The organism is Priestia sp. D3YE.R1 (assembly GCF_049199565.1).
GTDB lineage: Bacteria > Bacillota > Bacilli > Bacillales > Bacillaceae_H > Priestia > Priestia aryabhattai.
In genome coordinates, this window is record NZ_JBLTHW010000003.1 from 260,552 (window position 1) to 273,564 (window position 13,013).

General features: G+C 38.3%; 16 protein-coding genes. 9 read left to right on the forward strand and 7 right to left on the reverse strand.

Annotated elements, in window-relative coordinates; genetic code table 11:
• Positions 1-3 precede the first annotated feature (3 nt).
• Positions 4-1,485, forward strand: coding sequence for a glutamate synthase small subunit (gene gltD / locus ACOZIR_RS19625; protein ID WP_421535762.1), 1,482 nt, complete (start codon positions 4-6; stop codon positions 1,483-1,485).
• A gap of 33 nt (positions 1,486-1,518) precedes the next feature.
• On the opposite strand, the gene ACOZIR_RS19630 is transcribed toward gltD, so the two are convergent.
• Complete coding sequence (locus ACOZIR_RS19630) at positions 1,519-1,998, reverse strand: hypothetical protein (protein WP_328120389.1); 480 nt, start codon at positions 1,996-1,998, stop codon at positions 1,519-1,521.
• Positions 1,999-2,050: 52 nt separating this feature from the next.
• Positions 2,051-2,521 (reverse strand): staygreen family protein, encoded by a 471-nt coding sequence (locus tag ACOZIR_RS19635; protein WP_071275045.1) that lies wholly within the window; start codon positions 2,519-2,521, stop codon positions 2,051-2,053.
• 202 nt (positions 2,522-2,723) lie between these two features.
• Here ACOZIR_RS19635 and ACOZIR_RS19640 point away from each other — a divergent pair, with 202 nt between their 5' ends.
• From ACOZIR_RS19640 to ACOZIR_RS19650, 3 genes are all read left to right on the forward strand, one after another.
• Positions 2,724-4,124, forward strand: coding sequence for a tannase/feruloyl esterase family alpha/beta hydrolase (locus ACOZIR_RS19640; protein ID WP_045290569.1), 1,401 nt, complete (start codon positions 2,724-2,726; stop codon positions 4,122-4,124).
• 248 nt (positions 4,125-4,372) lie between these two features.
• Positions 4,373-5,227 (forward strand): bifunctional methylenetetrahydrofolate dehydrogenase/methenyltetrahydrofolate cyclohydrolase FolD, encoded by an 855-nt coding sequence (folD, locus tag ACOZIR_RS19645; RefSeq protein ID WP_029714058.1) that lies wholly within the window; start codon positions 4,373-4,375, stop codon positions 5,225-5,227.
• Between the two features lie 110 nt (positions 5,228-5,337).
• A complete protein-coding gene (locus ACOZIR_RS19650; protein WP_328120388.1) occupies positions 5,338-5,937 on the forward strand; it encodes a DUF3298 and DUF4163 domain-containing protein in 600 nt (199 codons plus the stop codon).
• A 2-nt stretch (positions 5,938-5,939) separates the two neighbouring features.
• Here ACOZIR_RS19650 and ACOZIR_RS19655 read toward each other — a convergent pair whose 3' ends face one another.
• Positions 5,940-6,206, reverse strand: a complete 267-nt coding sequence (locus ACOZIR_RS19655) for a diaminopimelate epimerase (protein ID WP_328120387.1) — start codon at positions 6,204-6,206, stop codon at positions 5,940-5,942.
• Between the two features lie 172 nt (positions 6,207-6,378).
• Between ACOZIR_RS19655 and ACOZIR_RS19660 the strand changes: the two genes are divergently transcribed.
• Both ACOZIR_RS19660 and ACOZIR_RS19665 read left to right on the forward strand, forming a co-directional pair.
• Positions 6,379-7,803, forward strand: coding sequence for a phospholipase D-like domain-containing protein (locus ACOZIR_RS19660; protein WP_421535763.1), 1,425 nt, complete (start codon positions 6,379-6,381; stop codon positions 7,801-7,803).
• A 185-nt stretch (positions 7,804-7,988) separates the two neighbouring features.
• Positions 7,989-8,501, forward strand: coding sequence for a GNAT family N-acetyltransferase (locus tag ACOZIR_RS19665; protein ID WP_328120404.1), 513 nt, complete (start codon positions 7,989-7,991; stop codon positions 8,499-8,501).
• Positions 8,502-8,537: 36 nt separating this feature from the next.
• Here ACOZIR_RS19665 and ACOZIR_RS19670 read toward each other — a convergent pair whose 3' ends face one another.
• Positions 8,538-8,825, reverse strand: coding sequence for a phospholipase (locus ACOZIR_RS19670; protein ID WP_306385328.1), 288 nt, complete (start codon positions 8,823-8,825; stop codon positions 8,538-8,540).
• Between the two features lie 99 nt (positions 8,826-8,924).
• Complete coding sequence (locus tag ACOZIR_RS19675; protein ID WP_045290558.1) at positions 8,925-9,356, reverse strand: MarR family winged helix-turn-helix transcriptional regulator; 432 nt, start codon at positions 9,354-9,356, stop codon at positions 8,925-8,927.
• A 190-nt stretch (positions 9,357-9,546) separates the two neighbouring features.
• Here ACOZIR_RS19675 and ACOZIR_RS19680 point away from each other — a divergent pair, with 190 nt between their 5' ends.
• From ACOZIR_RS19680 to ACOZIR_RS19690, 3 genes are all read left to right on the forward strand, one after another.
• On the forward strand, positions 9,547-9,951 hold the full coding sequence (locus ACOZIR_RS19680; protein ID WP_033578834.1) for a CidA/LrgA family holin-like protein: 405 nt from the start codon (positions 9,547-9,549) through the stop codon (positions 9,949-9,951).
• A complete protein-coding gene (locus ACOZIR_RS19685) occupies positions 9,921-10,613 on the forward strand; it encodes an LrgB family protein (RefSeq protein WP_028413552.1) in 693 nt (230 codons plus the stop codon). The genes ACOZIR_RS19680 and ACOZIR_RS19685 overlap by 31 nt, the downstream gene beginning before the upstream one ends.
• A 271-nt stretch (positions 10,614-10,884) precedes the next feature.
• On the forward strand, positions 10,885-11,757 hold the full coding sequence (locus ACOZIR_RS19690; RefSeq protein WP_421535764.1) for an STAS domain-containing protein: 873 nt from the start codon (positions 10,885-10,887) through the stop codon (positions 11,755-11,757).
• Positions 11,758-11,834: 77 nt separating this feature from the next.
• Here the strand turns inward: ACOZIR_RS19690 and ACOZIR_RS19695 are convergent, their stop codons facing one another.
• Together ACOZIR_RS19695 and ACOZIR_RS19700 are read right to left on the reverse strand one after the other, a co-directional pair.
• Entirely contained in the window at positions 11,835-12,311 is a 477-nt protein-coding gene (locus ACOZIR_RS19695; protein WP_328120383.1) for a hypothetical protein, read from the reverse strand.
• Between the two features lie 68 nt (positions 12,312-12,379).
• Entirely contained in the window at positions 12,380-12,952 is a 573-nt protein-coding gene (locus tag ACOZIR_RS19700; RefSeq protein WP_045290551.1) for a GNAT family N-acetyltransferase, read from the reverse strand.
• Positions 12,953-13,013 lie beyond the last annotated feature (61 nt).

Sequence of the window (13,013 nt, forward strand, 5' to 3'; positions counted from 1 at the left end):
ACGATGGGAAAACCAACAGGATTTATGGAAATCAAACGTGAAAAAGGGAAGGAACGTGACCCGTTAAAACGTTTAGGTGATTGGAAAGAGTATGCTGCTCCTTTATCTGATGAAGCGCTAAGCCGTCAAGGAGCACGATGTATGGATTGCGGTACACCTTTTTGCCACATGGGAATGGATATTAATGCTTTTACTTCTGGATGTCCAATCTATAACTTAATTCCAGAGTGGAATGATTTAGTTTATAAAGGGCGCTGGAAAGAAGCTTTAGAGCGTTTAATGAAAACGAACAACTTCCCGGAGTTTACAGGACGAGTTTGTCCTGCTCCGTGTGAAGGTTCCTGTACGCTTGCTATTTCAGATCCAGCGGTTTCGATTAAGAATATCGAACGCGCTATTATTGATAAAGGCTTTGAGAATGGGTGGATTACTCCGCGTATTCCGGAGAAAAGAACAGGCAAAAAAATTGCTGTTATTGGCTCTGGGCCAGCAGGCTTAGCGAGCGCAGATCAGCTGAACCAAGCGGGTCATTCAGTAACGGTATATGAAAGAGCAGATCGTGCCGGCGGTTTATTAACATATGGAATCCCAAATATGAAGCTAGATAAAGAAGTAGTGGAAAGACGTGTTCGCTTATTGACACAAGAAGGTATTGATTTTGTAACGAATACGGAAGTTGGAAAAGACATTACTGCTGAAGAGTTAAAAGAACAATATGATGCTGTTATTTTGTGTACAGGAGCTCAGAAGCAAAGAGATCTAGTATTAGAAGGTCGTGAAGCAAAAGGAGTTCACTTTGCAATGGACTACTTAACAACTTCAACAAAAAGCCTTTTAGACTCTAACTTCAAAGATGGTCAATTTATTGATGCTGAAGGAAAAGACGTTATTGTTATTGGAGGCGGAGACACGGGAGCTGACTGTGTGGCTACTGCTCTTCGTCAAAAATGTCGCAGTGTTGTTCAGTTTGGTAAACATCCTCAGCTTCCTGCTGAGCGTACGGCAGATAATATGTGGCCTGAATATCCACATGTATTTAATCTTGAATATGCTTATGAAGAAGCACAGGCGAAATTTGGGGACGATCCACGTGAATATTCAATTCAAACGAAAAAAATCTTGGCAGATGAGCAAGGCAATCTGAAAGAACTTCATACGGTTCAAATGGAAAAAGTAAAAGGTGAAAATGGACAGTACATCTTTACCGAAATTCCAGGAACAGAAAAAGTATGGCCAGCTCAGCTTGTCTTTATTGCGATTGGGTTTGAAGGTCCAGAGCATCCGGTTCTATCAGCGTTTGGTGTTGAAACGAAAAATCGTCGCGTAGATGCAGCGTATGGAAATTACAAAACAAATGTTGAAGGTGTTTTTGCTGCTGGTGATGCTCGTCGTGGGCAAAGTTTAATCGTATGGGCTATTCATGAAGGTCGTGAAGTAGCTAAACAAGTTGATAGCCATCTAATGGGAGCAACTGTATTACCATAACAAAAAACCGTCACAATTGTGGCGGTTTTTTGTTTATCTAGGATTTGATACGTCATTTCCTCTGCGTAAATTTTCAAATGAAACGGTTAAAATCGTGTTAGTAATTCGAACTTGTGAAGCGGGGGAAACGCTGTATAAGTTAAAAAGTTCAAATATCCAGGGATCACGTTTTTTCAGCTGTCGCGCGGCTTTTTCGACGCGTTCGTTAATAGATCCGCTGTAATTGTTATAGTTATCATCAACAAACCTTACAATGGAACGAAATAAGTATTCTGTTAGTTTGCTATCCATCCCGCCTCGTTGAGCATCTCTGTAGATGGACTGATACTGGCGTTTTAAAATTTTCATCACTCTGTCTACATCGCGTGTAGATCTAACTTCCTCTTCCTCATGCAGGATATAAGAAAATAAGTCTTCATTGTATCTATAAGGTTCTAAATAATTTTCATTCGTAGTAGGAACCACTGGATGGTAGTAGCGCGGCATATAAGGGTAAACCCATTGATTGTACATGAGACATTCACACCTCCCTCGTTCATTTCCCATTAGTTTATGCACTAGAGTGCTAGCTGCTGCATGTTTGTTTTAAATAAAATTTAGGGGTTTGATAATAGGACCACCCTCTAAATTCTTGATAAGTCGATACAAAATAAATGTAAATCGGTGTATTTAGCAGGTCTGGATAATGTTGAAAAAACGCTTGGTCTCCGTAAAATATTGCTTCTAAAGCAAGCGGAAGCTCCCGGCGGAAAATGTGATAACGAAGCTGTGCTTGCTCGCGGCTGAACTCACCTCCACTAACAAAAACTTCGCCTTGAATAACTGCTTTTCGGTCTGTTACGTGAAGAGCAGCTAGTACTTCATCGCGCATATTTTTATCTATCGCCTTGTTGTTATATGAGCATCCGATGCTTAAAAAAAGCTGACCCGTTGTATCAGAATGAGTAAGAGTATATTTTCTTCCGGAAACCGGATAGGAGGAAGTAGCAGGGGGAATGAGAGTCGTAGAGAGTTTTGAAGAATTAAACGAACTCATAGTCATTGACACTCCTTTTTTTGAATAAATTTCAATATTATACGGCACTATGGGCACAGATGTGATAAATGTCTACTTTCTTTCTGCAAGAAAGGCGTTTTAATGTACTTTTTGAGAAATGGATGGTAATATTTAACTAAAATTATGCGTGTACAGTCCCCGAAGATTGTCTTCAAAAGCAAATGTGAATGGAGGTTATCACTTGAATATCACAACGTTTGACGGTAAGTATGGAAACTGGTTAACGACTAAAAATCCTCTTCAATTTCAAGCAGCGACTGCCTATGGGAACATTGGGCTGGCTCCTATCTATTGGGGAACAAAAGAAGAAAAAAATGGATGGTATTACATGTATCAGCCTGAAGAAATAACGGGCGTTCAAGTAGAAGGTGAAGTTGACGGTGGTAAATTTCTCATTCGAATTCCTGATGACTGGAATGGAAAGTTAGTTATGTCGGGAGTTCCAGCTACCAGAGATGAGAAATCAACGGATTTACTGTTCAGCGACTATGTGTTGGCAAAAGGGTTTGCGTTTGCTGCTTCTGATAAAGGGACACAGGGAGAAGAAGTGAGAGATGATCCATTTGCTAAAGCAAAGAACGCTCTAGTCAAAGAAGAAGACTCCATTAGAAAATGGCATATTCAATACCGGGAAGTGACAAAAATTGCTCAGAGATTTTTGTTTGAAAATTATCGTCACAAACTTCAAAAAGAAGTGACAGAATATTTCGATATAAAAACGTATGCTTTAGGTATTTCTAATGGGGGTTATGTTGTTCGCTATGCTTTAGAAAACGATGGGAAAAATGAAGAGCCTCAGCTTTTTAATGGAGGGGTTGAATGGGAAGGGGTTATGTGGCGAGCTGATCACGATAACTTGATTACTTCCCTAACACCTGTTGTAAATCATGCGGAAGAAGCACTGTATACGGTAGGTGAATCGCAAAAAGAAGCTTTGCACCGGTTGTATCAAGCAGGGTTGCCAAAAGGATCTGAGTTTTTATGGCCATATCATGACCAGTATTATTGGTTTTTAACGCTTAATATATATAGAGATGAGTTTGACAGTCAAGCACCTGGAAGCATTCCGTGGCAAAAATACTTGACGCTTTTTGAAAACGGAGTTAGAGATCGTTCATTAGATTCTATTTTTGAAAAGTATGATTATCAAGAAAGACCGCAAGATGTTAAGCAAAAAGTTCGTGAAATTGAAAATACAGGTGATATTTCCGTTCCGTTGATAAGCATTACAGGGTCGTTAGATGCTCTTATTTTTCCGGATATTCATGCTTATCCTTATGAACAACTGGTAAAAGATGCTGGTAAGCAGCACCTTCATCGTCACTATGTAATTGAAAATGGAAACCACATTGATAGCTTAGTATGGAATCATCAAATTGACCCAGATCGAAAGCTTCAGCCTCTCCTGCCTTATGTGTATCAAGGATTTGAACTGCTATGTGATTGGGTGGAGAACTTTGAAGAACCTCCGAAAAATAAGAAAATAAGTGTGCCTCTCAAGGAAATGCATGTAAAGGATCTAAAAACAGAGGAAGACGTGCTGCCGTTGACTACCAAGAAAAGCATATCAACAGAAAAATAAATCGTTGAAAACCGTGCCGAAGGTGCGGTTTTTAATTTGGAAAAGCACCATTTGAATAAAAATAGCTTTGGTAAATGCAAAATATTATAGTACGATAAGAAAGGAATATACGTTATTTGTTATTTATTTTCATCTATTTAAAATAAAAATAATAAAAATATTGAACAAAACCGAACTTTTGTGTTAGATTAATAACTATAATTCGTACATTTATTAAATGGCTACAGTTGAAAGGAGCAAAAAGCATCATGACAGCGAAAGTAATTAAAGGAAAAGAAGTAGCGCAAGAACTGCGCGCCGCATTAAAAGAAGAGGTAGCTCAATTAAAAACAAAAGGTATCGTTCCTGGTTTAACCGTGATTTTAGTAGGAGAAAATCCTGCTTCGCAATCATATGTAAAAGCAAAAGCAAAGGCTTGTGAAGAAATCGGTGTTGCATCTGAAATTATCAAACGCGACGTAACGATTACTGAAGAAGAGCTTTTAAACGAAATCCATCACTTAAATGGAAATCCATCTGTTCATGGTATTCTTATTCAACTTCCATTACCAAAACATATTGATGAAAAGGCAGTATTAAATGCTGTATCTCCTAAAAAAGATGTAGATGGCTTCCATCCAGTAAGCGTAGGGAATATGGTCATTGGCGATGAGTGCTATTTACCATGTACACCACACGGTATCGTTGAGTTAATTAAACGTTCAGGTGAAGAAATTTCAGGTAAACATGCGGTAGTAATTGGACGAAGCAATATTGTTGGTAAACCAGTATCCATGCTGTTACTTCAAGAAAGTGCAACGGTAACAATTGCTCACTCTCGCACAAAAGATTTATCTGCTTTAACAAAACAAGCTGATATTCTTGTGTCAGCTGTAGGACAACCTAGACTTATCAAAGCAGATGATATTAAGCCGGGTGCCATTGTAATTGATGTAGGCAACACAATGGAAAATGGTAAACTCGTTGGTGATGTTGATTACGAAGCGGCTTTAGAAGTTGCAGGTTATATCACACCAGTACCAGGCGGCGTTGGTCCGATGACCATCACAATGCTATTAAAAAATACGGTAGACGCTGCTAAAACAATTAACAGCGTAAAATAATAAAAAGTTAAAAATCCCGTGCGTATATGCACGGGATTTTTTTGCTTCAGTAATGGAATGAAAGCTAAAAGAATAGAATGTAACAATCTGTATAGAAAGAGGAGGAAGCCATGGTTACGCTACCTGCAACGGTATATTCTCAACAAATGGTGAAGAAAAAGTTAAACGTTTACTATCCAGCTGTTCATTTGACTAATCCAGCTGTTCAGCACAGCATTAACAGTAAAATCTTGCAGCGTACGAATGAATTAATACGTCAGCAGGGATATGGAGCAAATCCGGATACAGAAGAAACGGGTTATTATGAGTTGAAAACAAACGAGCGAAATGTGCTCAGCTTAACGCTCGTCAATTTTGCTTATTCCGGGGGAGCGCACGGATTGACCGTGGTAGTTCCGTTAACGTTTAATGTGCTGACTGGAAAAACGTATCAACTAAAAGATTTATTTAAAAAAGACAGTGATTACGTGAGTGTTCTTTCTAAAATAGTAGGAGAGCAAATAAAAGAGCGTGATATTATGGTTCTTGGAGAATATAAAGGAATTAAACCAGATCAAGATTTTTATATCGCCGATAAATCACTTGTACTATTTTATCAGCTGTATGATCTGGCTCCTTATGTATATGGAATTCCTTACTTTCCAATTTCTATCTATGCTATTCAAGATATTATTGCAGATGAAAGTCCACTTGGACAAATGTTTGGATAAAGTTATAAAAAATTGCGGTGCGGCCGTACGTATCTTTTTAATTCGGCCGCTAATTGCTGACGAAGCGAACGAACGCCAATCGCTTCAGCAATATCTTTTGCTACAGGAAACACCCCGATTTTAGTGATATGAACACGGAGATAACCCTCATACAAGCATCCTCGCTCCCCATGCTTGATTTTGGTGCGTACAACAGCTTCTATTTTATCGTTTTCATTTTGCAAAGGGTAAGAATCTGTAATATGAAAACGAAAAGAATATTCCTCCATCAACATCATCCTTTTTTCTATGATATGTACAAGCATACTATACAAATAGTGAATCAGAAAAAATAAATGTGTCAAAAGAACAAAGCGCAAAGCAATCAAGGAAGCAGTTTCTTGCATGTAATGATCATTATTTGTGAACCATAACAGAAAAAGACAAAAAGCTGGAGTTGCGATGATAAAAATAGCATTCAAAGGATTACTTATTATTTTATCTTTATATATTCTTTATGTGGTTATAACGGCGGTGGTTCTCTTTTATGTACCTTTAAAAACAGGAGAGGAAACGGCCTCAATTAAATCGGCTAGCTTTTTTGGTCACAGTGAGTCTACGGACCGAGTGAGACTTCTTGAAGATGGTTATGAGGCAGGAAGAGTTCGTATTCAAATGATTCAAGAAGCTGAGAAATCGATTGATATTGCTTATTACTCAATAGGAAAAGGAGAGTCAACTGATTTAATTATGGCCGCTCTTTTTAAAGCAGCTGATCGAGGCGTCCATACTCGCGTTCTTTTAGATGGGATAGCTAACGGCTTACGGGGAAACCGAAGAGGCGTGCTCTATGCATTAGCTTCACATCCTAATATTGAAGTGAACTATTACGAGCCGTTTCAATTGTTTAAACCTTGGGCGTGGCAAAATCGTATGCATGATAAAATAATGGTTGTAGACGGACAGCTAGGCATAATAGGGGGACGGAATATAGGAGACAAATATTTGGCTAAAAAGCCTCCTCCAGACTTCGTCTATGATCGTGATGTCTTTATTACAAACAGCAAACATAAACAAGACAGCGTCATCACTCAAATGCAAAATTATATAAATGAATTATGGACTCATCCTTACACTAAAAAAGCTTTTCATCATCTCACACAGTACCAGGTCGATCAGGGAAAGAGGATGAAAGCTTTGCTGCTACAGCAATATGATAAAGCTAAGCAAGTAGGAGAAACATTTGCGACGCCTAAGATTAATTGGAATGCTTCCACCGTTCCTACAAAGCGTGTTTCTTTTATTCATAATCCAATTGAACGCTTTAATAAACGTCCTTTTATGTGGAAAACGTTTATTAACCTAGCAGAAGGAGCTAACCGCTCTGTTCTTATTCAAAGTCCTTATGTGGTGCCTACCACTGCGATGAGAAAGTATACAGTCATGAAAAAGAAGCCAGGCGTTCAATGGACGCTACTCACAAATTCAGTTACATCTACGCCCAATGTGTTGGCTTTTTCCGGGTATATCAGTATGCGTGATACGATTATGAACACAGGTGTAAAGCTTTACGAATACCAAGGACCTTATTCGATCCATGCAAAGTCTGTGATTTATGATCAAAGACTTAGCGCCGTAGGCTCTTTTAATTTAGATTCCCGTTCTACATTTTTGAATAACGAATCAATGGTCATTATCGATAGTCCAAAATTCGCAAAAGAGTTGACGACGGCGATGGAAAACAAAATGGATAAAAGTATTCTTGTTGCCAATCACAAGCGCTGGGTGAAACCTCCTGAAATCCAAAAGAAAGAAGAGCCTGTTATGAAGCGTACCTTACTGTATACCCTTGCAAAAGTAACTAGGTTCTTTAAGGAGTTTATTTAAACAACCGGCAGTAGAACAAAAAGCACTCAATGAACATTCATTGAGTGCTTTTTGTTACATACCTTATAACTAAGCTCATACAACGATCACATCACGTAAATTATCCCCTTTCATTTGTTGGGAAAAATCGGTAGTATAAACATAATAAACAAAAAGGAGGAAGGTACGTGGAAACTGCTGTTTTAATGAAACCGGATGCGGCTTATAAAAAGGCTTATATGAGCTTTTATCATGAATGGAAAGCAAGCGGAGAAAAAATGATTCCATGGGTAATTGCTAAAGATCCTGCTTACTTTGAAAAAATGGTTCAAGAGTTATTAGATGCAGAAAAAGGGATCGGATTAAAAAAAGGATATGTACCCGATTCCACCTACTGGCTAATGCATCACGAAAGAGTAATAGGGGTAGTTAACATCCGCCATGAGCTAAGTGAAATACTTCGAAACAGCGGAGGACATATAGGGTATGGTATTCGGCCGAGTGAAAGACAAAAAGGATATGCGAAGCTGCTACTGAGGTTATCTCTTCAAGAAATTAAAAAGCTGGGAGTTCAACGGGCATTAGTTGTGTGTGATGATTGGAACACCGCTTCTCGTCGAACTATTTTGGCAAACGGTGGTATACAAGACGAGGATTATATAGAAGAGGACGGAGCTGTTGTTCAACGCTTTTGGATTCATACGAATAAAAAGGCATAAAAAAGAGATGAATTTTTTAATTCACCTCTTTTCTGCTTAGTCATATTGTTTTAAAGCTAACTTCAGCCGCATATAGGTATACATAGCGTATGCCTGTCTTCCTTTTAAACTGTACGGATTTGCTTTGGAGCAAAGACAGTCAAGGAATTGCTCATCACACGACCGGCAGGATCCGTAATCTTCATAGCATAAATCATGGTATTTACAGCAGCAGTCTACATCATTTACAGGACATCCGGGACCACTGCATCCGGGACCACACCATTTATAGCCGGGGAAGAGGCAGGGTGTGGCTTTCCGTTTGTTCGGAACAGACATAATCATACATCCTTTTCAATAGTCTCTTTACATTAAATGCAAGAAAGAGAAAAGAGACAGGGACAAACACCTTGCAGCAGCAGCCTAATTTTCATGAGTTTCTATTTAATCGATAAATGCGTCATTCATCCGCATTAATAGTTTGCCAAACAGTTCCTTTTCTTCACTTGACCATTTTTTTAACATACCATGATAGCGTTCAAGACGCATTTGCTTATCAGTTTGCAGCATTTGTTTCCCGCGTGTTGTGATGTCAAAGAGGCTGACTCGTCCATCCGAAGGGTCAGAGGAGCGAGAAATAAGCTTTTTATTTTCTAAAGCAGCAGCCTGTCTAGAAAGAGTTGAAATGTCGAGTTTAAATGCTTCTGCCAGTTCTTTTACACGAGCTGGTCCAAATTCATCTAATTGCCGCAGTAATAAATAAGCTGATCTTTCTAGGTTTCCTATTTTTTTTTCGGAATTATCAAGATAGACGGCTCGTCTAATAAAGGTAGTAAGTTCATATTCAATCAATTCAATTGAATTCTTTTTTTGCATCATAATCGCCCCTTACAAAATCATTCATTGACAAAGAAATATATACTTGTATAATACAAATGTATATATAGTTGTATAGTACAAGTAAAAGCAGGTAAAGTAAAGGTGTTTATATAGTTAAATGTTAGACAACATGACAAAATAAAGAGAGGAGGACAGCTGTTCTTTATCTATAGGACAGTGACCTACAATGAAAGTGATACGAATCATTTTACAAATTGCGATTCTTTATGCTTTTTCTATGATTGGCGAAGCTGTTCACCATATGCTTCATCTGCCTATTCCAGGCAGTATTATAGGCTTAATTTTAATGCTCATTTGCTTAACGTGCAAAGTTGTTCCCATCAAAATAATTGAAGACGGAGCAAGTTTCTTGTTATCTTTTTTACCGCTATTATTCATACCGGCTATGGCTGGTGTGATGAATTACCCTTCGCTTCTTTCAAGCAGCGGAGCGGTTTTATTTTTAATTATTGTGCTTAGTACGATTGTTACGATGGCCGCCGCAGGGACTGCCAGCCAACTTTTGGAAAAGAAAGCGAACAAACGAAAGGAGAAACAACAGTGCAAGAATTCTTTATCGCGGTCTTTATAATCGTAGCTACAGTTGCTTTGTATCTAGTCATGGCAAAAGTATACGTACGGTTCTCCTATCCGATTCTTATTCCTGTTTTAACTACAACCATATTCGTTATTCTTCTTTTGCTTGCTTTTCATGTTTCCTATGATGAGTATATGATTGGAGGCAAATGGATTAATTCACTTCTAGGACCAGCAGTTGTTGCATTAGCGTATCCACTCTATAAACAACGTGAGATGCTAGTAAAGTACAGCGTTCCTATTATTGGAGGGGTATTTGTAGGGTTATTCGCAGGCATGATCAGCGGACTTGTGTTTGCTGAAGTATTTGGGGTGGATCGAAGCCTGATTTTATCCATTATTCCTAAATCTATTACTACTCCGGTAGCGATTCAAATTGCCACAGGACTAGGGGGCGTTCCATCGATGACCGTGGTATTTGTTATGATCGCAGGTTTTTCGGGCGTGATTCTTGGACCGCTACTTTTAAAATGGATTCGGATCAAGAGTTCTTTAGGAAAAGGAATTGCACTAGGCAGCGCTTCCCATGCGCTAGGAACTTCCAAAGCATTTGAATACGGTGAACTAACGGTATCGATGAGTTCAGTATCAATGACGTTAAGTGCTGTACTAGGATCGGTTTTTGGACCGATTGTTGTCTGGCTATTCCAGGTATAAAGTGAGATAAAAGAAAGTGAATATAAAAAAACAATCTTGTTCCAATTGGAACAGGATTGTTTTTTTATACGAAAGCATAAGTTTTGTCCGCAGCAAATTTTAAGTTGTGCGGCTCTTACTCTGGCACTATAATAAAAAGAAAGAAAATTCATAAAATAACCGCTTTTTTGTTATTCTTGGGAAGGCTAGTCAATTGTCGCACGGGTAAGTAGGCTTAGTCAAAGTTATATACGCAGTAAAAATAGCAGAAAAGAGGAGCTGAACGTATTTTATGAAAGAGGAGCTCGTGTATATAGGAAAGAAGATTCTTGAACATAAATATAGCTTGTCAGAAAAATTAGCCGAACGTTTAGATGCTACACATACGCTAAGTCTAGAGGAATTGAAAGAAAAGAAAATTCTGAAGTGGCGAGTGTCGATTATGGAATACTTTGGGAGAGCTCTATTTGAAGAACAGGAGGCTGTACTTAAATTTGTTAAAGAATGGGCACTTGATACGGGTAAATACGCAGTGGGAAAAAATATTCCTTTAGAAAAAGCACTAGGTATCCTTCCAATCTATCGCAGCGTTATTTGGGATGTATTTACAAGAGAACTAGAGGAGCATCAGTTTGCTGCAATTACCATGCTGCATGTCAGTGAACGAATTGATCCACTTTTAGATACGGTAACATGTGTTTTTGGACAAATTTATGACGAGCATAATCGATATATGATGAATTTAGCTTATACGTCACTAGAAGAACTTTCAGTTCCGCTCGTACCCGTTACAAAAGGAATCGCTATTATGCCGATTATTGGAGAAATTGATACCCACCGCTCGCAAGTTATTATGGAAACCTGCTTGAAAAAAGGGACAAGCCTTCAATTATCTTATCTTATTTTGGATATTTCAGGTGTAGTGATTATTGATACAATGGTAGCAGACAATCTTTTTAAAATTCATCGATCTCTCAAATTGGTGGGAGTAGAAGCTATTATAACGGGGATACGACCGGAAATTGCCCAAACGGTAGTCAAATTAGGAATTGATTTTAACCAAATGAAAACAGAAGCAAATTTAGAAGCGGCTCTTTTAAAAATTGGGTTTACACGTCCTGAAGAACATAGCCGCACGCATTTATCACCACAACGCATAAAATGACCGGCCGTAAATATGCATTTCAGCAGGCAGAAAGTAATTGCATAGTAAAAAAGCGGATGTTAATCAACATCCGCTTTTTACTTAATAAATGCGATATGCCATGGCAGCACAAAGGCATAAACGAGAAAGTATACCGCTATTGAATAGATAAAAAACCAGCCGTTTAAATGCATATAGCCACTTTTAATCATTCCGTATTCTATAAGTAGTGAACCAGCGCAAAAAAGAAGGGATAAAACCCATTTATTTTTAGCAGTTAAGTAAGCTAAAAATAAAATGGAAAGGGAAGGTGGAATAAACGTATAGCTTACAATATCTCCAATTCCTGTAACTTTTGGATCTCCCAAATCAATCACGTTAAAAACACGCGTAATGATCACATCACAAAGCCATCCCATAAATCCAACTACGCTAAACGTGATATAAAAATCTCGCCAAGTTAGCTGTCGTTTAAATAAAATAAGGGCAAGAATAAATAAACATAAACTAACGGTAATAGGAAACCACAAACCATGTGCAGCTAAGTCTAAATGCTGAATTGCTTGCTCCAACATTGTTCACCTCAAAAGGAAGAGTTAGTGTTGAAGTTAGCCTATGTTATGGAAAGTATTTTATACATTTTCTACACGTTGCGCGTATATTCTTCTCGCAAGATTGAATATAACTTTAAGTCTTGATGAGCTCCCTTAATAAACATGGCTTTTCGAATCGTTCCTTCATAAGACATACCGATTTTTTTCATCACTTTCTCAGATGCGGCATTCTCAACAAAGCACCTCGCCTGAATACGGACTAAATCCATTTCTTCAAATCCAAACGCAATTACTTTTTCCGCTGCTTCCGTAACAAACCCCTTATTCCAATATGCTTCAGAAATCGCATAGCCAATTTCCGCAATGCGATGAGTAGGGTTCCAAGTGACAAAGTCAATGGTGCCAATACATTTTTTCAAGGCTTTGATTTCCATAGCCCAAGGAGAAATGGATTGGTTGCTGTACTGCTTTAAAACAAAGGAAACAAACTCTTTTGTATCTTGAAGCTTTCGGTGCTTTTCCCAATTTACATATCTGCTTACCTTTTCATTTGAGGCATATTCAAACATGTCACGCACATCTTTTTTGGTAACTTTCCGCAAGCGCAGTCTTTCTGTTTCTAGTGTGGGTAAATTTCCGTATATATCTTTTACTTGAATCATAAAGTTGTCTCCTTTCTCAGCAAGAAGTGAATGAAGTGTTGATAAGAATGTTTCATAGAAG